Origin of the sequence: Mesorhizobium sp. M0227 (assembly GCF_040321855.1) — a bacterium.
Lineage (GTDB): Bacteria > Pseudomonadota > Alphaproteobacteria > Rhizobiales > Rhizobiaceae > Mesorhizobium.
In genome coordinates this window covers 93,445-115,988 of the sequence record NZ_JAMYSJ010000013.1, presented here as the reverse complement: position 1 = coordinate 115,988, position 22,544 = coordinate 93,445, and the positions used below count along the sequence as shown (strand labels likewise).

21 protein-coding genes and 1 pseudogene are annotated in these 22,544 nt (G+C 62.0%); 14 read left to right on the top strand and 8 right to left on the bottom strand.

All coding sequences use genetic code 11. The features are described 5' to 3' along the window. Positions 1 to 77: 77 nt before the first annotated feature. Positions 78 to 1,131, bottom strand: a pseudogene (locus tag NKJ00_RS19315) (IS1182 family transposase); the annotation flags it as partial. A gap of 200 nt (positions 1,132 to 1,331) precedes the next feature. Beyond that, on the bottom strand, positions 1,332 to 3,005 hold the full coding sequence (locus NKJ00_RS19310; RefSeq protein WP_352441277.1) for a tetratricopeptide repeat-containing sulfotransferase family protein: 1,674 nt from the start codon (positions 3,003 to 3,005) through the stop codon (positions 1,332 to 1,334). A 118-nt stretch (positions 3,006 to 3,123) separates the two neighbouring features. On the opposite strand from NKJ00_RS19310, the gene NKJ00_RS19305 reads away from it, so the two are divergent. Further along, positions 3,124 to 4,236 carry a pyridoxal phosphate-dependent aminotransferase gene (locus NKJ00_RS19305; protein WP_352630816.1) on the top strand — a complete coding sequence of 371 codons (1,113 nt, stop codon included), beginning with the start codon at positions 3,124 to 3,126 and terminating at the stop codon, positions 4,234 to 4,236. 36 nt (positions 4,237 to 4,272) lie between these two features. Here the strand turns inward: NKJ00_RS19305 and NKJ00_RS19300 are convergent, their stop codons facing one another. Further along, positions 4,273 to 5,265 (bottom strand): bifunctional helix-turn-helix transcriptional regulator/GNAT family N-acetyltransferase, encoded by a 993-nt coding sequence (locus NKJ00_RS19300; protein WP_352630814.1) that lies wholly within the window; start codon positions 5,263 to 5,265, stop codon positions 4,273 to 4,275. 163 nt (positions 5,266 to 5,428) lie between these two features. Here NKJ00_RS19300 and NKJ00_RS19295 point away from each other — a divergent pair, with 163 nt between their 5' ends. The 6 genes from NKJ00_RS19295 to NKJ00_RS19270 all read left to right on the top strand — a co-directional run bounded on the left by NKJ00_RS19295 (position 5,429) and on the right by NKJ00_RS19270 (position 12,107). Then, complete coding sequence (locus NKJ00_RS19295) at positions 5,429 to 5,737, top strand: acylphosphatase (RefSeq protein WP_352630812.1); 309 nt, start codon at positions 5,429 to 5,431, stop codon at positions 5,735 to 5,737. A gap of 45 nt (positions 5,738 to 5,782) precedes the next feature. Continuing rightward, positions 5,783 to 6,433, top strand: a complete 651-nt coding sequence (locus tag NKJ00_RS19290; RefSeq protein WP_128303020.1) for a TetR/AcrR family transcriptional regulator — start codon at positions 5,783 to 5,785, stop codon at positions 6,431 to 6,433. A gap of 67 nt (positions 6,434 to 6,500) precedes the next feature. Beyond that, positions 6,501 to 7,664, top strand: a complete 1,164-nt coding sequence (locus NKJ00_RS19285; protein ID WP_128303019.1) for an isovaleryl-CoA dehydrogenase — start codon at positions 6,501 to 6,503, stop codon at positions 7,662 to 7,664. A gap of 2 nt (positions 7,665 to 7,666) precedes the next feature. Then, positions 7,667 to 9,274: a carboxyl transferase domain-containing protein gene (locus NKJ00_RS19280; RefSeq protein ID WP_352441280.1), complete on the top strand. Its 1,608-nt coding sequence runs from the start codon at positions 7,667 to 7,669 to the stop codon at positions 9,272 to 9,274. A 195-nt stretch (positions 9,275 to 9,469) separates the two neighbouring features. Next, positions 9,470 to 9,838 carry a hypothetical protein gene (locus tag NKJ00_RS19275; RefSeq protein WP_352441363.1) on the top strand — a complete coding sequence of 123 codons (369 nt, stop codon included), beginning with the start codon at positions 9,470 to 9,472 and terminating at the stop codon, positions 9,836 to 9,838. 286 nt (positions 9,839 to 10,124) lie between these two features. Next, a complete protein-coding gene (locus NKJ00_RS19270) occupies positions 10,125 to 12,107 on the top strand; it encodes an acetyl/propionyl/methylcrotonyl-CoA carboxylase subunit alpha (RefSeq protein WP_352630809.1) in 1,983 nt (660 codons plus the stop codon). A gap of 90 nt (positions 12,108 to 12,197) precedes the next feature. On the opposite strand, the gene NKJ00_RS19265 is transcribed toward NKJ00_RS19270, so the two are convergent. Further along, the gene (locus NKJ00_RS19265) at positions 12,198 to 13,319 is read right to left on the bottom strand and encodes an ABC transporter substrate-binding protein (RefSeq protein WP_109662624.1); all 1,122 of its coding nucleotides are present in this window, start codon (positions 13,317 to 13,319) and stop codon (positions 12,198 to 12,200) included. Positions 13,320 to 13,709: 390 nt separating this feature from the next. Next, positions 13,710 to 13,976: an SEL1-like repeat protein gene (locus NKJ00_RS19260; RefSeq protein ID WP_352550635.1), complete on the bottom strand. Its 267-nt coding sequence runs from the start codon at positions 13,974 to 13,976 to the stop codon at positions 13,710 to 13,712. Between the two features lie 449 nt (positions 13,977 to 14,425). Here NKJ00_RS19260 and NKJ00_RS19255 point away from each other — a divergent pair, with 449 nt between their 5' ends. From NKJ00_RS19255 to NKJ00_RS19235, 5 genes are all read left to right on the top strand, one after another. Then, positions 14,426 to 14,767 (top strand): DUF2147 domain-containing protein, encoded by a 342-nt coding sequence (locus NKJ00_RS19255; RefSeq protein WP_352550637.1) that lies wholly within the window; start codon positions 14,426 to 14,428, stop codon positions 14,765 to 14,767. Between the two features lie 225 nt (positions 14,768 to 14,992). Further along, positions 14,993 to 15,151 carry a hypothetical protein gene (locus NKJ00_RS19250; protein WP_164892865.1) on the top strand — a complete coding sequence of 53 codons (159 nt, stop codon included), beginning with the start codon at positions 14,993 to 14,995 and terminating at the stop codon, positions 15,149 to 15,151. A 39-nt stretch (positions 15,152 to 15,190) separates the two neighbouring features. Then, complete coding sequence (locus NKJ00_RS19245) at positions 15,191 to 15,385, top strand: hypothetical protein (RefSeq protein WP_128303015.1); 195 nt, start codon at positions 15,191 to 15,193, stop codon at positions 15,383 to 15,385. 116 nt (positions 15,386 to 15,501) lie between these two features. After that, positions 15,502 to 16,965, top strand: coding sequence for an AMP nucleosidase (locus NKJ00_RS19240; RefSeq protein ID WP_245486076.1), 1,464 nt, complete (start codon positions 15,502 to 15,504; stop codon positions 16,963 to 16,965). Between the two features lie 70 nt (positions 16,966 to 17,035). Next, positions 17,036 to 18,082 carry an endonuclease/exonuclease/phosphatase family protein gene (locus NKJ00_RS19235; RefSeq protein ID WP_352550640.1) on the top strand — a complete coding sequence of 349 codons (1,047 nt, stop codon included), beginning with the start codon at positions 17,036 to 17,038 and terminating at the stop codon, positions 18,080 to 18,082. Between the two features lie 4 nt (positions 18,083 to 18,086). Here the strand turns inward: NKJ00_RS19235 and NKJ00_RS19230 are convergent, their stop codons facing one another. The 3 genes from NKJ00_RS19230 to NKJ00_RS19220 all read right to left on the bottom strand — a co-directional run bounded on the left by NKJ00_RS19230 (position 18,087) and on the right by NKJ00_RS19220 (position 20,705). Continuing rightward, complete coding sequence (locus NKJ00_RS19230) at positions 18,087 to 18,686, bottom strand: DUF922 domain-containing protein (RefSeq protein ID WP_023812834.1); 600 nt, start codon at positions 18,684 to 18,686, stop codon at positions 18,087 to 18,089. Positions 18,687 to 18,815: 129 nt separating this feature from the next. After that, entirely contained in the window at positions 18,816 to 20,495 is a 1,680-nt protein-coding gene (locus NKJ00_RS19225; protein ID WP_352441285.1) for an electron transfer flavoprotein-ubiquinone oxidoreductase, read from the bottom strand. Positions 20,496 to 20,558: 63 nt separating this feature from the next. Then, positions 20,559 to 20,705: a hypothetical protein gene (locus tag NKJ00_RS19220; protein ID WP_155930595.1), complete on the bottom strand. Its 147-nt coding sequence runs from the start codon at positions 20,703 to 20,705 to the stop codon at positions 20,559 to 20,561. Between the two features lie 10 nt (positions 20,706 to 20,715). Here NKJ00_RS19220 and NKJ00_RS19215 point away from each other — a divergent pair, with 10 nt between their 5' ends. Beyond that, positions 20,716 to 21,360 carry a hypothetical protein gene (locus tag NKJ00_RS19215; RefSeq protein WP_352550641.1) on the top strand — a complete coding sequence of 215 codons (645 nt, stop codon included), beginning with the start codon at positions 20,716 to 20,718 and terminating at the stop codon, positions 21,358 to 21,360. Positions 21,361 to 21,586: 226 nt separating this feature from the next. Beyond that, positions 21,587 to 22,456, top strand: coding sequence for a uracil-DNA glycosylase (locus tag NKJ00_RS19210; RefSeq protein WP_352630804.1), 870 nt, complete (start codon positions 21,587 to 21,589; stop codon positions 22,454 to 22,456). Positions 22,457 to 22,544: the final 88 nt, after the last annotated feature.

The following is a 22,544-nucleotide window of genomic DNA, read 5'->3' as shown; positions in this document are numbered from 1 at the left end:
GCTGACAAACCCCGTCGATTTTCGGCGGGGTTTTTTGTTATGTGATTGAAGTGTCTTGGACTGTTTGTGTCAGGAGATGGGCAGCCGCGGCAGATGGCGGGGTCGCTCTTGTAGCGGCGGTAGCCATTGCGGTCGGTGGTGGCGTAGGCCAGCACCTGGCCCTGTGGGCCATCAGCCGCCGGCTCATGGGTGAAGGCCGACGGTGCCATCATGCCGGGCTTGGGCGGTCTCGGTCGGCGATAGCCGGTGACACCGCACATGGCTCGATCCTCCAGTCCTTTGGCGATGCCGGCCGTGGCATAGCCGGCGTCCAACCCGACGGCGCCGACATCAAAGCCGAAGCCCTCCACCTGCCGATCGAGCCTCGACAGGTAGACGGTCGAATCATGGACGATCGCTGTCGCGTGTGTGTCGGTGATGATGGCATGCGCCGCATCCACCGTGCGGTGATCGAGATAGAAAAAGCCTTTCGGCTTGCCCTCGCGCACCATGTAGCCGCTGTCGGGATCGATGCGCGAGACCTTGGTCTCTTTCTCCACCGGCTGGCGTTGCTTCTCCTTCAGCCGTTTCTGGCTATGGACGGCGCGCTCTTCATCGATCGCCGCGTCCAGCGCCTCCCAGTAATGGGCCCGCGACTTGGCCACGAACGCCAGATCGAAGCGGGTCTTGTTGGCGTTGGCCTTCAGATGGGTGGAGGCGGTGTAAAGCACCGTGCCATCGACAAGGCCCGCCCGGATCGCCTGCTCGACGATGCGGTCGAAGATCGCCTGCGACACGCTGGTGTCGTCGTAACGCCGCCGCCGGTTCTGTGACAACGTCGAGGCGTCGAACACCTTGTCCGTCAGCTTCAGCCGCAGGAACCAGCGATAGGCGACATGACCTCGATCTCGCGCACCAGCTGCCGTTCCGAGCGAACTCCAAACAGATAGCCGATGAACAGCGCCTCGAACATCAACGTCGGATCGAGTGGCGGGCGGCCATTGTAGGGGCAATACAGTGGCGCGGTCAGTTCGTGGATGAAGGAGAAATCAATCACACGGTCGATCTTGCGCAACGGTGATCAGCCGGAACCAACTGATCCAGCGTCACCATCTCGAGTGCGGTCTGTTCAGGGGCGGGTCGCTTCAACATAACCCAGTGAATCAAAAACCCCTAGCAAATGCTAGGGGTTTGTCAGCAGTCTGCAACCCGGCGGGCAACCGCCGGGTTTTTTTCAGGACATTGTGCGACTATTGGATGCGGTGCTGCAACCCGCTGTCTTAATTGATTGATTCGGTATTAACAGCGAAAGTCGCGGGCGCATTGCATGCACCCGCACAGCTCGGATTGGATTATTTGTCCGCTAGATCGCCCAACGCATCAATCAGCGTCTGAATCTCATTTTCATAATTCTTCCAGCGCTTGACCGACGATTTGTAGATCGGTTGGCGAACCTGCCAGCGGCTGGGCGTATTGACCGAACCATCCCTGTCGAAAAAACGCAGGCAGGCGTCATCCCAGGGCAGCCCAAGGTAATCTATGAGGCGGCGTGACTGCGCCTCCTGATCCTCGACCAGCGTTTCGTAGCGATTTTCGAAGATAAGGCCTGGAAAAACCTCGTTCCAATGGCGCATCAGTCGGTCATACTCGCGGTAGTACAGACCTAGTATCCGCAAATCAGTATTGTAGCTGTGTCCTTTGTTGAAGCTCTGGACAAAGCAAGAGACGCAATTGTCGATGGCATCACGGCGACAATGAATGATGCGCGCGTTGGGAAAGAGAAGGCCGATAAGGCCGATCATTTCAAAATTGTGCGGCATCTTGTCCACCACGCGAAGCGCGGCAGGCGCCCACTCCCTAAGGTAGGACAGATGCTCTTCCGCCAACTTTCTGGACAGATCTTGCGTGACCGACATGACCGGCCGGCTCAAATCGCCGGCCGATGAGGTTTTAAGGCCGATTGCATTGGCGACCCGCCTTAATTTGTTAAGCTCGCCTGCCCCTTGAACATCGGGATGGCTGGCGCAGATCTGTTCCGTGAGCGTTGTGCCCGACCGCGGCATACCGACCACGAACACAGGCACTTCGGAAGGATTTCCATAGCCGGCCCTGGCCGCCAGAAAGTCCGGCGTGAAGGTTTCAATCAGGGAGTCGATCCAGCGGCGATACAGATTGATGTCGAAGGTGTAGCCGGAGGCCCGTTTCCCCCTATTGAAATGGTCGAATGCCTCACTGTAGCGCTTGAGGTCGTTCAGTACCTTGCCGGCAGCGTGATGGAGCTTGTAAGCACCGTCCGGATCAAGCTTGGGATTGCCGAGTTCACGCAGGATGGATTGGAGTTCCTCCGGCTCTTCGGTGAATTTTTTCGTCTGTACGAGGTCGTGGTAGGCAGCCGGCACGTCGATGCGACGTCCGATTGCTTCTTTCAGAAAGGCGGCGGCCTCATCCATGCGCCCCAGGCCGCTGAGCGCGCTGGCCAGCCCCGCCCGCACTTTGGGATGATCGCGGTTGATCTTGAGCGCTTTCTCGTAAAGCGGCAAAGCCATGTCGGGTTTGTCAAACTTGGTGTAGGCGCGCCCCAGTGCACAAAGCACTTCGATAAGTCTGGGCTGCAGTTCCAAAGCATACAGCATATGCTTGATGGCTGGCGAATATTCGCTGACCTTCACATAGGCCTCGCCGAGGCTGAGGTGGTAGTAAGGGTTTTTAGGTTCCTCGCCGACCGCCCGCGCGAAATATCGCAAGGCCATCTCGTCATCGTAACGCTGGTACAGGGTCCCCAGGATGTACAGAGCGAGCGGATGGTTTGGCGTGCGCGCCAGCACCCGAAGGCACAGGTCCTGAGCCTCGTCGAGCCGCTGGGCCTGCTGAAGGGCATAGGCCTGGTTCAGCAGCGCTTCGTCGGCCTGCGCTCGCGATTGAGCGTTTCCTTGGCTCACTGTCGGCTTGAGTATCGGCCCCTTCGCTTTCGGCGTGGGCCCGGGCTTGATGTGCTTTGACCAAGCAGGCGGGAGACGGTTGTTCATGATATCTCGCTAGCAAAAAGAGCCGGATGAATCCAGCGTTACGGATCTGCCCAGCGGCAACTTGCACCGACCCATCCGGCGCGCTAGCAAGAAGGCCCTTTTCAAACGAGCTTCCACCATGCCCCAGCGCCCTCCCCTCATGCCGCTCATCGCAGCGCTTCCCTCGACGGTGCCGTTTGTCGGCCCCGAAGCGCAGGAGCGCGAGCGTGGCCGCGCTTTCCGCGCCCGCATCGGCGCCAATGAGAGCAGCTTTGGTCCCTCGCCGCGCGTCACCGCCCGGATGGCCGAGATCGCCGGCGACATGTGGATGTATTGCGATCCCGACAATCACGATCTGAAGCTGGCGGTTGCCGCCCATCACGGCCTAGAAGCCGAGAACGTCGTTGTCGGCGAGGGCATAGATGGCCTGCTCAGCCTTGTGGCACGCATGTACGTCGCGCCCGGCGATGCTGTGGTCACCTCGCTCGGCGCTTACCCGACCTTCAACTTCCACATTGCCGGTGTCGGCGGGCGGCTGGTGACAGTTCCTTACGAGAACGACCGGGAAAGCCTGGATGGCCTGCTGGCGGCGGTGCGCAAGGACAAGGCCCCGCTGGTCTATCTCTCCAACCCGGACAATCCAATGGGCAGTTGGTGGGAGGGGAGCGAGATCATCCGCTTCATCGAGGCGCTGCCGCAAACCACCATGCTTGTGCTCGACGAGGCCTATGGCGAACTCGGGCCGGCCTCGGCGCTGCCGCCGATCGATATCTCCAGGCCAAACGTCATCCGCATGCGCACCTTCTCGAAGGCTTACGGGCTGGCGGGCATACGCTGCGGCTATGCGATCGCCGAGGCCCAGGTGATCCGCGACTTCGAGAAGATCCGCAACCATTATGGCGTCAGCCGCATGGCGCAGATCGCCGGCGTCGAGGCGCTCGCCGACCAGGACTATCTCAGAAGCGTGGTGGCGCGGGTCGCGGCCGGCCGCCGACGCATCGCCGGCATTGCCGAAGCGAACGGGTTGAAGCCACTGGCGTCGGCGACCAATTTCGTCACCATCGATTGCTGCGGCGATGGCGCCTTCGCGCTGAAAGTTCTGCAAGGCCTGCTGTCGCGCGACGTGTTCATCCGCAAACCGATGGTGCCACGGCTCGACCGCTGTATCCGCGTCAGCGTCGGTCTCGATCACGAACTCGATATTCTTGCCGAGGAGTTGCCTGGCGCGCTGGCAACGGCGCGGGGGAACTAGAATCGCGTCTGCAAGCAAACCGGCAGCAAAAGCTGCCTACAAATCCATTTCCCAGGTCTGGCCGGTCAGATCCTTGCCGAAGCTGTGGTGGTGCTCCTGCGAGACCAGCCTGAAGCCGGCACGTTCGTAGATCGCGCGCGCCGCAACGAGGATATCGTTGGTCCACAGCACCAGCTTGGCGTAGCCGCAAGCCCGGGCCTGGTTCACGCATTCCGCGACCAGTCGTTTGCCGATGCCGAGGCCGCGCGCCGGCGACTCGACATGCAGCATTCTCAGCTTGGCCACTTCGTCGTCCTGATGAACCAGGAACACCGCGCCGACCGGCTCACCACCGCGCTCGGCGATCCAGCAGAAATCGCGGCCGGGCACGAAATTGCGAATGAAATCGGCGCCGATCTCGGCGAGCATGGCCTCGAACTCGATCGTCCAGCCATATTCCTCGGCATAGAGTTGGGCCTGGCGCTGCACGACCCAGCCGACATCGCCGACGCGATGCGGCCGCAACGTCACCTCGCTGCTGTCACGGGTGGGATCGCCCAGCAATTCCCCCGCCTTGCGCAAGGCGCTGCGCAGTTCATGCAACCTGTCGTCGGGGACGCTTTCGATCAGCCGCGCCGTGTCCCGATCGGCCGCCGCTTGCAGTCTGGCAAGCGCTGCCTCGCCTCGTGAGGTCAGCGAGAGGACCCTTCGGCGCCCGTCAGCCGGGTCCGTTCTGGCCTCGGTCAGCCCCTGGCCCGCGAACTTGCGCAGGATCCGCGTCAGATAGGCGGCATCGACACGCAACTGTCTTGATATTTCAGAGGCCGCCGGGCCATTCTCCAGCCGAAAAGCCCCAGCCAGGAAACCTCGCTCGCCCGCGATTTCGGCGGAAGCCGGGTTGCTGCGGTGACCCAATTCGAACAGCACGCGCGCCTCGGTCAAAGTGAATGCACTTTGTGTCAGCGTCTCGTCGAGAAGGCCGACGGTGCGCGTGTAGAAGCGATTGAAGCGCCTGACATCGGCCACCAATGCGTTGCGTTCGTCCAACATCCAGCCAACTCCCAATAGGGCAGCTCCATTTTTCAAAATTAATGGACTGAGTCAATGAAATTTCAAAGCCAGAGGGCCCAGCTATTGCGTCGTGCGCGCAACTCTCATGTTGCATTCCCTGAGCCATGCACCAGATTTTAACGAGACAGGCTTGGAGAGATTCATGACTGGTCATCGCAGGAAAGTGCAGGCGCGCATCTACGGCAATGTGCAAGGCGTCGGCTTCAGAGCATGGGCCCGGGATGAGGCCACAGGCCTTGGTCTTGCGGGCTGGGTTTGCAATGAAGCGGATGGGGCCGTAACGACGCAAATTGCAGGCCTTGATGAAGCGGTCTCGACAATGATCAAGCGCCTCTGGGAAGGGCCGGCCGGAGCTTCTGTTTCCAAGGTCGACATCGAGGAGTTGGTGGCAGAAAACGCTTCTGTTGGGTCAGGATCGTTGCATGAAGGTGAGTTTGGATTGGCGTCTTGAATTAATTGAACGTTCGTTTTATTATTGCTTCGCAGAGGAGCTGACATGGCACGCACCGCTGGGTCCGATGGCGAAAAGACAGAAGCGACCATCCGTGAGGCGGCGGTCAACCTCATCGCGCGCCTTGGCTACGAAGCGATGTCGATGCGCCAGTTGGCCGCCGAGGTCGGCGTCCAGGCAGCCGCGCTCTACCGCTACTTTCCAACCAAGGAAGAGCTTCTGTTCACGCTGATGCGCGAGCACATGGAAGGTCTGGCCACAGCATGGGAAGCAGCCCGGCCGGCGGATGGAGATCCGGCGCAACTGCTCTCCGCCTATGTGCGCAATCACATCGCCTTTCATATCGAGCGACGGCACGCCACGCATGTGTCGAACATGGAATTGCGCAGTCTGTCGCCCGAACGGCTGACACAGATACTGCGTATGCGCACGGCTTACGAGAAGGAGTTGCGCGCCATCCTGCGCGACGGCGACGAGACGGGCGCTTTCAGCATCGACGACACCGGGCTGACGGCCATGGCGCTGATCCAGATGATGACCGGCGTCATCGTCTGGTTTCGGCCGGGCGAACGGCTGTCCATCGCGGAAGTGACCACGACATATCTTTCAATGACAATGCGGCTCGTCGGCGCGAAGATCGACGCCTACAGCGCCGCGCGTCCCTTCGGACGCGCAAAGGACGCTGCAGCATTTTGATTTCGCGCATGATCCCTTTCCGAAAATCAAAGTCGATTTTTCGGGGTCATGCGCAGGGAGGAGAAAAATGTACACCAACACGCTCAGCTTCGGGCATGACGAGGAGATCGAGGCGCTGCGCGACATGGTGCGGCGCTTCGCCCAGGATCGCATTGCGCCGATCGCCGCCGACATCGATCGCTCGAACGAATTCCCGGCGCATCTGTGGGGCGAACTCGGCGCGCTCGGCCTGCTTGGGATCACCGCCAACCCCGATTTCGGCGGCAGCGGCATGGGTTATCTCGCGCATGTGATCGCCGTCGAGGAAATCTCGCGCGCTTCGGCCTCGGTCGGCCTCTCCTACGGCGCCCACTCCAATCTCTGCGTCAACCAGATCAACCGCTGGGCGACGACGGCGCAGAAGGAAAAATTCCTGCCGCCACTGTGCTCGGGCGAGCGTGTCGGCGCGCTGGCGATGTCGGAATCCGGCGCCGGCTCGGACGTCGTCTCGCTCAAGCTGCGCGCCGAAAAGCGCAACGACCGCTACGTGCTCAACGGCACCAAGATGTGGATCACCAACGGGCCTGACGCCGAGACCCTGGTCGTCTACGCCAAGACCGACCCGGACCTGAAATCGCGCGGCATCACCGCTTTCATCGTCGAGAAGGCTTTTGCCGGGTTTTCCGTGGCGCAAAAGCTCGACAAGCTCGGCATGCGCGGCTCCAACACCGGCGAACTGGTGTTCAGGGATGTCGAGGTGCCCTTCGACAATGTGCTGCATGAGGAAGGGCGCGGCGTCGAGGTGCTGATGTCTGGCCTCGACTATGAGCGCACGGTGCTCGCCGGCGGCCCGATCGGCCTTATGGCGGCGTGCCTCGACGTGGCGGTCCCCTATGTGCACGAGCGCAAGCAGTTCGGCCAGGCGATCGGCGAGTTCCAGCTGGTGCAAGGCAAGTTGGCCGACATGTACACGACGATGAACGCCGCGCGCGCCTATGTCTATGCCGTCGCCGCAGCCTGCGACCGCGGCCAGACGACACGCAAGGACGCCGCCGGCTGCGTGCTGTTTGCCGCCGAGAAGGCGACGCTGATGGCGCTCGACGCCATCCAGCTGCTTGGCGGCAATGGCTACATCAACGACTATCCGACCGGCCGCCTGCTTCGCGACGCCAAGCTCTATGAGATCGGCGCCGGCACCAGCGAAATCCGCCGCTGGCTGATCGGCCGCGAGATCATGGCGGAGGGGGTGTAGGTATGGCCACATTGCAAACCCAGATCTCCCCTTCCTCCGAAGCATTCCGCGCCAATGCCGAGCGCATGCGGGCGCTGGTCGCCGACATTGCGGAGAAGGCGGGCACCGTCGAGCGCGGGGGCTCGGATGAGGCGCGCGAGCGGCATGTTTCGCGCGGCAAGCTGTTGCCGCGGGAGCGCCTGGCCCAGTTGCTCGACACCGGCTCGCCCTTCCTCGAGATCGGCCAGTTCGCGGCATGGTCGATGTATGGCGAGGAGATCTCTTCGGCCGGAATGATCGCCGGCATCGGCCGCGTCGAAGGCACCGAGGTCATGGTCGTCGTCAACGACGCCACGGTGAAGGGCGGCACCTACTATCCGCTGACGGTGAAGAAGCATCTGCGCGCGCAGGAGATCGCGCTGCAGAACAATTTGCCTTGCATCTACCTCGTCGACAGCGGCGGCGCCAACCTGCCCAATCAGGACGAGGTGTTTCCCGACCGGGAGCATTTCGGCCGCATCTTCTACAACCAGGCCAATATGTCGGCATCAGGCATTCCGCAGATCGCCTGCGTCATGGGTTCCTGCACGGCGGGCGGCGCCTATGTGCCGGCGATGTCGGACGAAACGATCATGGTGCGCAACCAGGCAACCATCTTCCTCGGCGGTCCGCCGCTGGTGAAAGCGGCAACCGGAGAGGATGTCAGTGCCGAGGATCTTGGCGGCGCCGATGTGCACACCAGGCTCTCCGGTGTTGCCGACCACTATGCGCTGGACGACGACCATGCGCTCGCCATCTGTCGCCGCATCGTCAAAAACCTGAATCGGAACAAGACTGTAAGCCTAAACTTACAGAGATCGATTCCGCCGCTTCATCCGGCGGATGAACTCTACGGCATCGTGCCGACCGACCTGCGCCAGCCCTATGACGCACGCGAGGTGATTGCGCGCATCGTCGACGGTTCCGAATTCGACGAGTTCAAGCAGAATTACGGCACCACGCTGATCACCGGCTTTGCCCATCTCCATGGCATGCCGGTCGGCATCATCGCCAACAACGGCGTGCTGTTTTCCGAAAGTGCTGTGAAGGGCGCGCACTTCATCGAACTGTGCTGCCAGCGCAAGATCCCATTGGTCTTCCTGCAAAACATCACCGGCTTCATGGTCGGTCGAAAATATGAAGCAGGCGGCATCGCCAAGGACGGCGCCAAGCTGGTGATGGCGGTCGCCACCGCCCGCGTGCCGAAAGTGACCGTCATCATCGGCGGTTCGTTCGGCGCCGGCAATTATGGCATGTGCGGCCGCGCCTATTCGCCGCGCTTCCTGTGGATGTGGCCGAACGCCCGCATCTCGGTGATGGGCGGCGAGCAAGCAGCAACGGTGCTTGCCATGGTCAAGCGCGAAGGCATCGAGCGCAAGGGCGGGGAATGGAGCGCCGAGGAAGAGGCGAAATTCAAGAAGCCGATCCTGATGAAATACGAGCATGAGGGCCATCCGCTCTATTCGTCCGCACGCCTCTGGGACGACGGCATCATCGACCCTGCGAAGACCCGCGACGTGCTGGCGCTCAGCCTGTCCGCCGCGCTCAACGCCGAAATCGAGGACACGCGCTTCGGCGTGTTTCGGATGTGAGAATGGACGGTCAACTTCGACGGACAAACGGCGGAACTATACCGGCAGGCCGTTGCTGCCGTGCGAAAAGGCTGAACTGTATGGACCAACCGATTCATCAGCATAGGCGGCTTCGAATCTCAAACAGTGAACTGGCGGCGAGGCAAAATATTCGATACTGCTTATCCAGCATGGGGCAATGGGGACGGGCTGGAAATGAAACTGAAATATTGCCAGGGAACGGCTGCTTCGATACTTTCAGTATTTCTAATATTAACCGCGACCGGCATCGGCTCGGCGGAATCGCTCGCGGGACGCAAGGGAGACGTGCGTTTTCCGCCGACCTTGGGTTCGGGCGAATGCAACGTTGCCTACAAGGGCTACGTCGCGGCGAGCGGCCATTCGGCTTACGCCACAACCTTTTATTCGCGTGTCGTCGACCTCTACATTGTCTGCGGGACGAAGCTCGACGCGCCGTCCCAGAAGGCGGCGGAAGAGACGGCGCTGCGCAATTGCCAGGCCGGCTTGACACGGTGGAAGCTCAAGACCGCGAGTGGCGGCTGCGCAATTTCGTCATCGAAATAGATACTACCGACCGCAAGGTAGAGCACTCCCTTGGTAAGGGAGAGGTCTACGCCGAGGGCTGGAATGGCTCGCTGGACAGTACCCCCCTCTGTCCTGCCGGACGTCTCCCCCGCATTGGGGGAGATCGACTGTCGCTATCGCTTTCGCCAAATTCCAACATTGAAAGTTCGCAGCGAGGGCAAAGCTGCCAATCTCCCTCCTTGCGGGGGAGATGTCCGGCAGGACAGAGGGGGGTGTTGAAGCGCCCTGCTTCCCATGGACTGCGAGCCTTACATGCGGAGGCTCCATGTTTGCCAAGATCCTGATTGCCAATCGCGGCGAGATCGCCTGTCGTGTCATCCGCACGGCTCGGAAACTGGGTGTGCGCACTGTCGCCGTCTATTCGGATGCCGACGCGAGATCCCTGCATGTCGAGATGGCCGACGAGGCGGTGCATATCGGCCCCTCGCGCGTCGGCGAAAGCTATCTGCGCGGTGATAAGATCATCGCCGCGGCCTTGACTACCGGCGCACAAGCCATTCATCCCGGCTACGGCTTCCTGTCGGAAAATCCCGATTTCGCCGACCAGGTGACGGCGGCGGGGCTCATTTTCATCGGCCCGTCGGCGGCCTCGATCCGTGCCATGGGGCTGAAGGACGCGGCCAAGCGTCTGATGGAAAAAGCCGGCGTTCCGGTCGTTCCGGGCTACCATGGCGAGGCGCAGGAGATCGTGCTACTTGCCTCCAAGGCACGCGAGATCGGCTATCCCGTGCTGATCAAGGCACGCGCTGGCGGCGGCGGCAAGGGTATGCGCCGGGTCGAGCATCCCGATGAGTTTTCCGAAGCGTTGTCCAGCGCGCGGCGCGAGGCGAAAGCTGCGTTCGGCGACGACCGTGTGCTGGTCGAAAAATATGTCGACAAGCCGCGCCATATCGAAGTGCAGGTGTTCGGCGACAATTTCGGCAACGCCGTGCACCTCTACGAGCGCGACTGCTCGGCGCAGCGCCGCCACCAGAAGGTGATCGAGGAATCGCCCGCGCCCGGCATGACCGAGGCTTTGCGCAAGGCGATGACGGATGCGGCGGTGAAGGCCGCCAAGGCGATCAATTATTCAGGCGCCGGCACCATCGAGTTCATCGTCGATGCCTCGCAAGGCCTGAAAGCCGACCGCTTCTGGTTCATGGAGATGAACACCCGTCTGCAGGTCGAGCACCCCGTCACCGAAATGGTGACCGGCACCGATCTGGTCGAGTGGCAGTTGCGGGTCGCCAGCGGCGAAAAGCTGCCGAAGACGCAAAGCGAGATCGCGCTTACCGGCCATGCCTTCGAGGCGCGCATCTATGCCGAGGACGCGGCAAAAGGTTTTCTGCCGGCAACGGGCACGCTGCATCATCTGAGATTTCCAGACGCGGCCCCGCAAGGCGCCACGATGCGCATCGAGACCGGCGTGCGGGCGGGTGACGCCATCTCGCCGTACTACGATCCGATGATCGCCAAGCTGGTCGTCCACGCCACGGACCGCCAGGCGGCTCTGGAAGCGCTTGGCGCGGCGCTATCCCGGACCGAGATCGCCGGCTCGACCGTCAACACCGCCTTTCTTGCCGCTCTCGCCGCCGATCCGGATTTCGCCGCAGGCGACGTCGACACCAGCCTGATTGGCAGACACCAGGCGGCTTTGACGATCGTCCCGCCGCCGAGCGGAGAAACCATAGCCGCGGCCGCAGTCGCAGCCTCGGGGGCCGGAGCATCGCCGTTGTCAGACGATCCGTGGTCGTCGCTTGCCGGTTATGCCCATTTCCACAGCGTGGCGCGACGCACATGGCTGAAGTTCGGTGAAGACGATATCGCGGCGAAGGTTTCGGTGCGGCCGGATGGGCGCTTCCAGGTCGCGCTGGACAAGCCCTATGACGATACCAATTCGCATGATTTTCGCGCCGCGCCACGCCTCGCCCGCTGGCCAGGCCACATCACCGTGTTCGAAGGCGCCGTTGGCTACACCTTCGCCGTGCCGGACCCGTTGGCGCGGGCCGATGACGCGGCGGCAAGCACCGGCAGCCTGCGTGCGCCGATGCCGGGACTGGTCAAGCTGGTGCGCGTGGGAAAGGGCGATGCCGTGATCAAGGGCCAGCCGCTGCTGATCCTGGAGGCGATGAAGATGGAGCACACCATCTCCGCGCCGCATGACGGCGTGATCGCCGAGATCGCCACCGAGGGCGCGCAGGTGACCGACGGGACGGTGCTGGTGCGGTTCGTCGAGGAGCACAACGCCGCGACCACAGCAGTGAGCTGACGGTTCGGAAGGCCAACGACAGGGCAAACAAGAAAATGGCCGGGACGAACCCGGCCATTTCTCTATGCTATCCAGTCGCCAGGGCGGCGATTACTGCGCAATCGGCGCGTATTTGCCGTCATGCCACTGGTTGATGTCGTAGCTGGCATTCTTGAGGTCGCCCTTCTCGTCGAAGGTGACATCACCGACAACGGTGCTGATCGGCGTGCCGTTCTTCAACGCTTCGGCAACCTTGGCCGGGTCGTCGCTGCCGGCACGCTTGATGCCTTCGGCGAATGCCTGGATGGTGGCGTAAGAGAACAGCGTGAAGCCCTCCGGCACGAAACCGCCGGCCTTGATCTTCTCGACGGCAGCCTTGGCTTCCGGCTTTGCCTGCGGATCCGACGGGAAGACGAACATGGTGCCCTCGCCGGCCGGGCCAGCGACCTGCCAGAATTCCGGCGAGGCGATGGAGTCCGGCATGATCAGCTGGAACTTCAGGTTCTGTTCCGCCGACTGACGCAGGATCAGGCCAGCTTCAGGATGGTAGCCGCCGAAATAGACGACGTCGGCTTTCAAGTCCTTGAGCTTGGTGACGAGAGCCGAATAGTCCTTCTCGCCAGCGTTGATGCCGTCATAGTAGACCTCCTTGAGGCCGCCGGCATTCATCGTTGCCCTGACGGCGTCAGCCACGCCCTGTCCGTAGGCGCTCTTGTCGTGCAGGACGACGACATTCTTGCCGGCAAACTTCTTGGCGATCCATGGGCCGATGAAGGCGCCCTGCGCATCGTCACGCGTGTAAAGGCGCATGATCGTCGGCCAGCCGGCCTTGGCGGCCGCGTCGGTCAGCACCGGGTTGGAAGAAGCCGGGCTCATCATCAGCGCGCCGGCTTCGGCATAGACGGCCGAGGCCGGAATGCTCGAACCGGAGCAGGCATGGCCGTCGATGAACTTGACGCCATCGGCGACGACGCGGTTGGCAACCGACACGGCCTGCTTGGGATCGCACTGGTCGTCTTCGATATCGAGCTTGATCATCGACCCGTTGACGCCGCCAGCGGCGTTGATCGCGTCGGCAGCGGCCTGTGCGCCCTGCTTGAACTGATCGCCGATGGTGGCGAGCTGTCCGGTCATCGGGCCGATCACCGCAAAGGTGATGTCATCGGCGAATGCAACCGGCGTGCTCATCATCAGGCCGAATATGGCCGCGTTCAAAATACTCAATTTTTTCATGATGGTAGAACTCCTCCACTCACGCGCGGCCGCCCCGGCCCCGCTTCTTCCAGAGAGGCCGGACAATTTCATCCTTCATTCGGCCTGTCTAGGCGCATTGGCGCCGCTCGATTGGGCCTGCGAGACGTCATCCACGCAAAAAGCCACGCCAGCCTTGTTCCGGCTGGTCGTGGCTTTTTTGCCCGTCGAGCAATCTCCAGGCGCCCCCCGCCTAAAAATCCCGCTCAGCTTCCCTGTGTCGCGCACGACTGGGCCTTGCGGCCTGCCGCGTTCTCTTTCTTGACACCGTGACCGTCTTGCGCGGCCTTCGTTCCGCCGGGTCTGGCCGTCTGTGCGGTCTTGATCCCGGAGCTTCCCTGTCGTCGATAGCCTGTCTGCGATCGGCAGATTTCAGTGCATGGTCATCCATTCGCGGGCTTCGCGCAGCGCCGTGGCGATCTCGACCTTCGACATGGCGGCCGACATTTCCGAGCGCAGTTCGGCAGCGCGGGCCGAGCCCTTGATTGCGGCGATGTTGAACCATTTGTGGGCGGCAACGACATCGGTCTCGCAATCGCGGCCGGTCGCATACATCATGCCCAGTTCGAAAAGGATGTCGGCCTGGGCAGTTGCTCCCATGGCGCCGAAACCTGCTTCAAGCATTTCAAAACGTGCCATTTCAATCCCCTGTTTTCCGGCCCCTGTCAGGCTCCCGAGAGCTGCCTTCTTTCGTCTTGCCGGCTGCTCTTCCGATGCTTTCGAGAATGCCGTGCAGGCTTGAATCCGTCGTTAAATGGCGTGCTTAATTTGAGGAAAACAAAGCTAAAACAAGAGGTAAACGCCGAAAATCGTTAAGGATACAAACCCAGCAATTCAGCCTGCTTGCGTCAAATTTGACGAGAGTTTTCTCACGCGGAGGCAAGACTTCGCTAACCACGGCAGACAAAGGCGATGCGCCGAACGTTTCATTTCGTCGTCGAGGAGGCGCTTTCAGGCGGCTTCAAAATCCCAAAGTCTTCCGCTACGGCACCGCTTTTGTTTTGCCGGGAGCTGGATTAGCTTACGTTTGCGTAAGCGGCAGACCGGCGAGGCGGAGCATCCGGCCGGACATCCACAGGGAGGAAGACATGTTTCGAAAACTGAGCCTGGCCCTTGCGGCCACATTGATCGTGGCGGGTGCGGCATGGGCCGATCCGATCGAAGGCAATTGGAAGACGCAGGCCGGCGAAACCGCGGCCATCGCCGGCGGCGGCTCGTTTTCCATCACCCTCAGGTCCGGGAAATATGCCGGCAAGACCATCGGCTCGCTCAAGGCGACGGGCGACAACAAATATGCCGGCAACATCACCGATCCGGCAAACGACAGGACCTATTCGGGCAAGGCGACATTGTCGGGCAGCTCTCTCAAGATGAGCGGCTGCGTGCTGGGCGGACTGATCTGCAAGAGCCAGACCTGGCATAAGCTCTGATCGACCGCACCCTTACGACATGATGACGGGGCGTCGACGGGCCCCGTTTTCGTTTTGTCGACACATGCTGCGCCGGTGATGCTCGATACCCGCCGGCGGCTATCCAAACCGACGCCGGCGCCGTCGAAACCCCGTCAACCATCTTGAACCGCAGATGAACGCCGGCATCAGAGCCGGTTCAGTTGCATCAGGGCATTCTCCGGCGTGTTGAAGGAGACCGACCCAATGCTTGCTCGCCGCTTCACCATCGTCTGCCTGCTGGTGAGCCTGTTTGGAATGTTCTTCGCCATCCTCGTCGCCGAAGCGGGCCGTCCGGCCCGCGCCTGGGACGAAGCCAGTTCCGGAACCTGCCGCCTCGCCTGCCCCACCCATCTTCGCAACTGAACAAAGAACCAAGACCTCGAAAAGAAAAGCTGAAACACCATGAACCGCATCGCCGCCAACGCTCTCAAGACCATTCGGCTTCTGCCGCGGGCGGCGCTTATCCTGGCGGTTCTGGCCGCTCCGGTTCTGGCCGTGCCGATGATGCGCTCCGATGCCGGCTCGACGATCGACGCACCTGCCCTGAAGAAGTCCGGCGTCGGCTTTGTGCTCCTGGTCAGCCTGCAGCGCGGTTGAAGAAAAACGGCGCTTTGGCCGCCTTCGGTCGCGACACCCCTCCCAAGTGCCGATCCAAGTCTCTATATTGAGCCATGGAAAAGCGAATCTACCCACAAGCCATCGAATCTGTCGTCATGCCGGAGCCTTTTGGCCGGCAAAGCTTTGATAGCGCCGAAAAAGCCGTCAAGGCACTGCAGGCGCTTTACGACCGCAACACCAAATTCCTGCGCGACTCCTTCGCAGAGCTGGCGGCAGCAGGCGGCGACAATGGCAAGCGCTACCGGGCCTTCTATCCGGAGATCGGCGTCACCACCAACTCATTCACCCAGATCGACTCGCGCCAGGCCTATGGCCATATGCCGACGCCTGGGCATTTTTCCACCACCATCACCCAGCCGGGCCTGTTCGAAAGCTACCTCGTCGAGCAGTTGCGCCTGATCATGCGCAATCATGGGGTTGCGGTCACGGTGTCGGAATCGACCACGCCGATCCCGCTGCATTTCGCCTTCCTTGAAGGCACCCATGTCGACGGCGCGACGGCGGAGCGCATCAAGCGGCCGATCCGCGACCTGTTCGACGTGCCGGATCTCGACGGCACCGACGACCAGATCGCCAACGGCACCTTCGAAGTGGCCTTTGGCGAGCCGAGGCCGTTGGCGCCCTTCACTGCGCAGCGCATCGACTATTCGCTGCACCGGCTGTCGCACTATACGGCGACCACACCGCAGCAGTTCCAGAACTTCGTACTGTTCACCAATTATCAGTTCTACATCGACGAGTTCGTCGCCCGCGCCCGCGACCTGATGGCCAATGGCGGCGGCGGATACACGGAGTTCGTCGAGCCGGGCAATGTCATCACCAAGAGCGGGCAAAGCGCGCCCAGCGAAGGCGTTGCACCGCCGCGCCTGCCACAGATGCCGGCCTATCACCTGAAGAAGTCGGGACATGGCGGCATCACCATGGTGAATATCGGCGTCGGGCCTTCCAACGCCAAGACCATCACCGACCATATTGCGGTGCTGAGGCCGCATGCCTGGGTGATGCTCGGCCACTGTGCCGGCCTGCGCAACACCCAAGCGCTGGGCGACTATGTGCTGGCGCATGCCTATGTGCGCGAGGACCATGTGCTGGACGACGATCTTCCGGTCTGGGTGCCGATCCCGCCGCTGGCCGAGATCCAGGTGGCGTTGCAGGAAGCCGTCGCCGAAGTCACCGGCCTTACCGGCTACGACCTGAAGCGCATCATGCGCACGGGCACCGTCGCCACCATCGACAATCGCAACTGGGAACTGCGCGACCAGCGTGGCCCGGTCCAGCGTCTGTCGCAATCTCGCGCCATCGCACTCGACATGGAATCGGCGACGATTGCCGCCAATGGCTTCCGCTTCCGCGTTCCCTACGGCACGCTGCTGTGCGTTTCGGACAAACCGCTGCATGGCGAGTTGAAGCTGCCCGGCATGGCGACCGAATTCTACAAGCGCCAGGTGGCGCAGCACCTGACCATCGGCATCAGGGCGATGGAGAAGCTCGCGGAAATGCCGATGGAGCGGTTGCATTCGCGCAAGCTCAGAAGTTTTTCGGAAACGGCGTTCCAGTAGGCCGATACCACGCATCGCGTAGGCATTTCTCATCTTGATTGGGCCGCATTTCTGCCGATAAGCAGGCGGCATGGAGAGAGCGAGCTTCGGGACATTGCTGATTTCGGTTGCATTCCTGGCAATGCTGGCCTGTTCGATCGCGCTGGTGGCCGGGTTTTTCGGAACGCTGCATCCCGCCTTCGATTCCTTCTCGCATTTCCGCGTCCACCTTGCCGTGCTGATGGCGCTTTGCGCACTGCCGCTGCTGGCCACGACATTTCGCCTGCAGGCGGCCGTGGCACTGCTTTTTGCCGTGGCGGCCTTCGCCACCACTTCCGGGTCGCTGTCCTTCTCCCGCCTGTGGCCGGTTCAGGCCGCCTATGAAGCCAAGAACGAAGACCGCGCGATCTACAAGCTGCTGCAGATGAACCTGCGCTACGACAATCCGACGCCGAAGAAGGTGCTGTCGCTGATCGGCCGGACCAATCCCGACGTGATCACCCTGGACGAGGTATCGGCGATGTGGGCGACCGAGCTTGGCTATATCAGCAGCGCCTATCCATACCGGATCCTCTGTCCTTATCCCAACGGCATATTCGGCGTCGCGCTGCTCTCGCGGCGGCCCTTTGCCGCCGACACCGAGGCGCGTTGCGAAAGGCGCGGCGCCATGGCGACAGCGACCGTCGACTTCGGCGGCATCGACGTCGATGTCGCCGCGATCCATCTCAGTTGGCCGTGGCCACGCGAGCAGTACTGGCAGATCGGCGAGTTGACGGAGCCGCTTTCCGCGCTCGGCGAGACGGCCATCATGGCGGGCGACTGCAATGCTGCGCCGTGGAGTGCCGCCGTGCGGCGGGTCGCGGCGCTTGGCGGGCTGACCGTGATGCCGTCCGCCGGCCCGACCTGGATCCACATCAAGCTGCCGGACTTGCTGCGGCGCTTCGCCGGCCTGCCGATCGACCAGGTTTTCAGCAAGGGCGGCGTGACCATCCATTCCGCGACACGGCTGGAGGACACGGGCTCGGATCACCTCCCGGTCATGGTGGAGTTCTCACTCAGGCTGAACCAGCAAAAGCCGCTCGACGAACATGAAACCGCGACCGCGGCCATAAGCCAGACCGGCAAGACGCCAGGCTGAAGGATCAGGGCCTGACCAAAGCGATGACGAGATGCTGGACATGGCCGCCATCGCGATGCTCGCGCGCATCGAAAGCGAGCTGCTTGGCCTCATATGCGGCATTGGTGGCCTTGATACGTCGCTGTGCCTCGCGACGTGTCTTGTAGCAGAACCGGTCGTCGGCAATCCTGAGGCCGGAGATCGATCTTTCCGTGGCCCGCATCATCTCCCTGGCGATGCGGCCATGGGTTTCCTCATGGGCGCGGACGCCGGCGAAGAACCGCGTCCAGCGCTTCCGGAGCGTCGGAGTGGTGGCCGAGGCGACACGCGGAAACGTATAGAAGAGATTGAGCGTGCCGTTGGCACGCCGCAAGCGGCAAACGCCATTGTCCTGGCTGGTGTCAAGGTCCCAGTCCACTGCGTAGCCGGTCAGCGCGATGGCATGCGTCATGAAGCCGTGCTTCGGCCCCTTGCGGTCCATAGCCTGCATCAGCGCCAGCCCCGTGTTCCCGGTGATGTCGTAGGTCCGCGTCTTGACCACCACCCTGGTGCCGGCCGAGGCCGCCGAAGCCAAACCGAACAGCGCACCGATCGCCACAAGGCATGCCAGAACCGCCAAGCGCATTGGCCATCTCCTTATCGTCAAGGAATGGAACCATAAGCGTGCGGCAGTTTCAACAGTCCTAATGTTTCACATGCCACGGGAGACCCCGAGCCGTCGTCGGGGTCTTTGCACGCTGTGGCCGGCGCGGGCCTACATGCCCTGGTAGACCGGGCCTTCTCCGCCTTGCGGCGGCACCCAGTTGATGTTCTGGTTCGGGTCCTTGATGTCGCATGTCTTGCAGTGGACGCAGTTCTGCGCGTTGATGACGAAGCGCACATCCTTGGCCGTGGGATCGGCGGCGGCATTGCCATCCTTGTCGACCCACTCGTAAACCCCGGCCGGACAGTAGCGCGTCGAGGGGCCCGCAAAGACATCGTGCTCGGACCGCTTCTGCAGTTCCATGTCGCCGACAAGCAGGTGGACCGGCTCGTTTTCCTCGTGATTGGTGTTGGACAGGAACACCGAGGACAGCCTGTCGAAGGTCAGCACGCCATCGGGCTTCGGATAGGCGATCTTCTTGTGCTGGGCGGCAGGCTCGAGCGTCGCATAGTCGGCCTTGCCATGCTTCAGCGTGCCGAAGGGCGAGACACCGAACAGCGTGTTCAGCCACATGTCGAGGCCGCCGAGGCCGACCCCGACGATCGTGCCGAAGCGCGACCACAGCGGCTTGACGTTGCGCACCTTCTTCAAATCCTTGCCGATGTCGGTCGCGCGCCAGGCTTCCTCGTAGGAAGCGAGTTCGTCGTTGGCGCGCCCGGCACCGATCGCCTCTGCGACATGCTCGGCCGCCAGCATGCCGGACAGCACGGCATTGTGCGAGCCCTTGATGCGCGGCACGTTGACGAAGCCCGCCGCACATCCCATCAGCGCACCACCGGGAAAGGAGAGTTTCGGCACCGACTGCCAGCCGCCCTCGGTGATGGCGCGCGCGCCATAGCCGAGGCGCTTGGCGCCGTCGAAAGTCCCGCTGATCGCCGGATGGGTCTTGAAGCGCTGGAATTCCTCGAACGGCGACAGATAGGGGTTCTTGTAATTGAGGTGGAGGACGAAGCCGACCGCCACCTGATTGTCCTCGAGATGGTAGAGGAACGAGCCGCCGCCGGTCTTCAAGTCAAGCGGCCAGCCGAAGGAATGCTGGACCAGCCCCGGACGGTGGTTCTCCGGCTTGACCTGCCAGAGTTCCTTCAGGCCGATGCCGTATTTGCCCGGTTCGCGGCCATCGGAAAGCTTGTATCTGGCGATCAGTTGCTTGGCGAGCGAGCCGCGAGCGCCCTCCCCGATCAGCACATATTTGCCCATCAGCGCCATGCCGGGTGCGAAGCCCGGACCGTGCGTTCCGTCCTTCTCGATGCCCATGTCGCCGGTGACGACGCCGGTGACGGCGCCTTGCTCATTGTAGAGCAGGCCGGCAGCGGCAAAGCCCGGATAGATCTCGACGCCGAGCGCTTCGGCCTTGGTCGCCAGCCAGCGGCAGACATTGCCGAGCGAGACGATGTAGTTGCCGTGATTGTTCATCAGCGGCGGCATCAGCATGTTGGGCAGGCGAAACGAGCCGGCAGGGCCAAGGACCAGGAAATGGTCTGATGTGACCGGCGTCTTAAAGGGATGGCCGTCCTCATCGCGCCAGCCCGGCAAGAGCCTGTCGATGCCGATCGGATCGACAACGGCGCCGGAGAGAATATGGGCGCCGACCTCACCGCCCTTCTCCAGGACGACGACCGAAAGCTCGGGATTGACCTGCTTGAGGCGGATCGCGGCGGCGAGGCCCGCCGGTCCGGCGCCGACGATAACCACGTCGAATTCCATGCTTTCGCGTTCGATGTCGCTCATCAACCCCTCCGCACTGGCTTATCCCATTCGGGTATCTTGCTGGCTCCCGCGCTGCATAGCGCATCAATTGACGACAGGAAACCGGCGCATACGTGACAATGCCGTTTTGGCCAAAAAGTCGCGCATTGCGAGGCTGGAAGACTGCTTTTCGCCCGGCATTGCCTGCGAGGCGCGCGTTTTTAATTGTTCGACGGCTTGCTTATCGGCCATACTTCACGCCATGCGCATTCCTGGGCCAGCCGGCTTTTCATCGACGCGCTTTCTTTTCCCGCCCGGCCGGATCCGCCGGGCGCTCCTTTTGGCCCTTCTGATGCTGGCGCCGCATCACGCTGCCGCCGACGAAGTGAAGGTCTGGGCGGCAGGCGCCTACTCCTTCTCCGACGAGCTTGGCGGCTTCCGCATCACCGGCGCCTCGGGCATCGGAACGAAGGACGATCCGTTCGTCATCACCGAAGAGCTGAATTCGTCAACGCCGGTGACGCTGACGATCCGCACGACAAAGCCGATCCAGGCCTTCGGCAAGGCCGGCGAATTCGCAAACGGCATGATGTATATGCGCATCGATGTACTCAACAACAGCGGCCAGGCCTGGGTCGAATTCCAGTTCGAATTGCAGGAGATCCTGAATCGGCCGAGCGTGTTCGGCGACGGGCTTTCCTTCGACCAGCGCAACAAGACGCCGGACAATATTTTGTCGAGCAATTTCGCCGATTTCGATCGCGATTTCGAACCCTATGACCGGCTGCTGTTCAGGAATGGCAAGGTCGACCCGCTGAAAACCGCCAGGTTCGAATTCCTGATGACCGACTACACGCCGCGCTGGACTTTCTATCTGGTGCAGGATCCGCGCATACCAACGGGGTAGACGATAGGAATTTTTTCTTGACTCGGTGACCTCAGCTATGGTACATTTTTGCCTATGGTGCTGATTTGCGCCAGTGACCCGCCGGACAGGCGGGTTTTTCGTTTGATGCTCCGTCAGCCGACGCGCCGGCGAAAGGCTCCGAAGGAACCCGTTAACCCGGGTTCGTTGCCCTGGTAGAGAAACTGCCAGCCTTGCAAATTGCCGCCACGCGGACGAATGTGAATCGATGACTGCCGCTTCCCCAACCAACAGACCTGATATCGCCGACCTGCTGGCCTTTTATGCCAGCGTTGGTGTCGACGAGGCGCTCGAAGAGCAGCCGGTGAACCGGTTCACCGAGGTCTCGCCAAAGCCGATGGAGCGCGCGCCGACCGCAGCGCCTTCGGGTGACACCGCCGCACAGCAGCGTTCGACAAATCGCCCCGAAGGGGGCGACAGGCCAAATGCGCCACCTGTTTTGCGCGCACCGTCGGCCACGGTTCCCGACGAAATTCAGGCAGCACTTGCCCGCCAATTGGCAACGACGGCAACAACGCTTGACGAGCTTCGCCAGCACATGGCGGCGTTCGACGGCTGCAATCTCAAGGCCACCGCCAAGAGCTTGGTGTTCGCCGACGGCAACCCGGAAGCCGCCGTCATGCTGGTCGGCGAGGCACCCGGCCGCGATGAGGACATCGAGGGCCTGCCCTTCGTCGGCCGATCGGGCCGGCTGCTCGACCGCATGCTGGCGGCGATCGGACTCGACCGCACTTCAGTCTATATCGCCAATGTCATTCCCTGGCGGCCGCCGGGCAATCGCACGCCGACGCCGCACGAAACCGAGATCTGCCGGCCCTTCATCGAGCGGCAGATCGAACTGGTCAATCCCAAGGTGCTGATCAACCTTGGCGGCCCGTCAGCCAAGACCTTGCTCAACACCTCGGAGGGCATATTGCGGCTGCGCGGCAATTGGCGCGTTCACACGACGGCATCCGGCATCGCCATTCCGGCAATGCCCACGCTGCACCCGGCCTATCTCTTGCGAACGCCCGCGCACAAGAAGCTGGCGTGGCGGGATTTTCTCGAGGTGAAGGCAAAGCTGCGGGAAGTTGGCTGAGGCTTGGCGAGTAGCCAATCTCCGACATGGATGCCGTACCGATAACCTCCGAGGTAATTGAAATACGTCTGCTCTCGACCTAATCATG

Coding starts and splice junctions, on each gene's coding strand:
- NKJ00_RS19295 (WP_352630812.1), top strand. CDS start 5,429: ATGACTGGTCATCGCAGGAAAGTGCAGGCGCGCATCTACGGCAATGTG.
- NKJ00_RS19210 (WP_352630804.1), top strand. CDS start 21,587: ATGACTGCCGCTTCCCCAACCAACAGACCTGATATCGCCGACCTGCTG.
- NKJ00_RS19290 (WP_128303020.1), top strand. CDS start 5,783: ATGGCACGCACCGCTGGGTCCGATGGCGAAAAGACAGAAGCGACCATC.
- NKJ00_RS19275 (WP_352441363.1), top strand. CDS start 9,470: ATGAAACTGAAATATTGCCAGGGAACGGCTGCTTCGATACTTTCAGTA.
- NKJ00_RS19310 (WP_352441277.1), bottom strand. CDS start 3,005: ATGAACAACCGTCTCCCGCCTGCTTGGTCAAAGCACATCAAGCCCGGG.
- NKJ00_RS19300 (WP_352630814.1), bottom strand. CDS start 5,265: ATGTTGGACGAACGCAACGCATTGGTGGCCGATGTCAGGCGCTTCAAT.
- NKJ00_RS19255 (WP_352550637.1), top strand. CDS start 14,426: ATGTTTCGAAAACTGAGCCTGGCCCTTGCGGCCACATTGATCGTGGCG.
- NKJ00_RS19305 (WP_352630816.1), top strand. CDS start 3,124: ATGCCCCAGCGCCCTCCCCTCATGCCGCTCATCGCAGCGCTTCCCTCG.
- NKJ00_RS19235 (WP_352550640.1), top strand. CDS start 17,036: ATGGAGAGAGCGAGCTTCGGGACATTGCTGATTTCGGTTGCATTCCTG.
- NKJ00_RS19280 (WP_352441280.1), top strand. CDS start 7,667: ATGGCCACATTGCAAACCCAGATCTCCCCTTCCTCCGAAGCATTCCGC.
- NKJ00_RS19265 (WP_109662624.1), bottom strand. CDS start 13,319: ATGAAAAAATTGAGTATTTTGAACGCGGCCATATTCGGCCTGATGATG.
- NKJ00_RS19270 (WP_352630809.1), top strand. CDS start 10,125: ATGTTTGCCAAGATCCTGATTGCCAATCGCGGCGAGATCGCCTGTCGT.
- NKJ00_RS19285 (WP_128303019.1), top strand. CDS start 6,501: ATGTACACCAACACGCTCAGCTTCGGGCATGACGAGGAGATCGAGGCG.
- NKJ00_RS19240 (WP_245486076.1), top strand. CDS start 15,502: ATGCCGGAGCCTTTTGGCCGGCAAAGCTTTGATAGCGCCGAAAAAGCC.
- NKJ00_RS19260 (WP_352550635.1), bottom strand. CDS start 13,976: ATGGCACGTTTTGAAATGCTTGAAGCAGGTTTCGGCGCCATGGGAGCA.
- NKJ00_RS19225 (WP_352441285.1), bottom strand. CDS start 20,495: ATGAGCGACATCGAACGCGAAAGCATGGAATTCGACGTGGTTATCGTC.
- NKJ00_RS19220 (WP_155930595.1), bottom strand. CDS start 20,705: ATGGCCGATAAGCAAGCCGTCGAACAATTAAAAACGCGCGCCTCGCAG.
- NKJ00_RS19215 (WP_352550641.1), top strand. CDS start 20,716: ATGCGCATTCCTGGGCCAGCCGGCTTTTCATCGACGCGCTTTCTTTTC.
- NKJ00_RS19245 (WP_128303015.1), top strand. CDS start 15,191: ATGAACCGCATCGCCGCCAACGCTCTCAAGACCATTCGGCTTCTGCCG.
- NKJ00_RS19250 (WP_164892865.1), top strand. CDS start 14,993: ATGCTTGCTCGCCGCTTCACCATCGTCTGCCTGCTGGTGAGCCTGTTT.
- NKJ00_RS19230 (WP_023812834.1), bottom strand. CDS start 18,686: ATGCGCTTGGCGGTTCTGGCATGCCTTGTGGCGATCGGTGCGCTGTTC.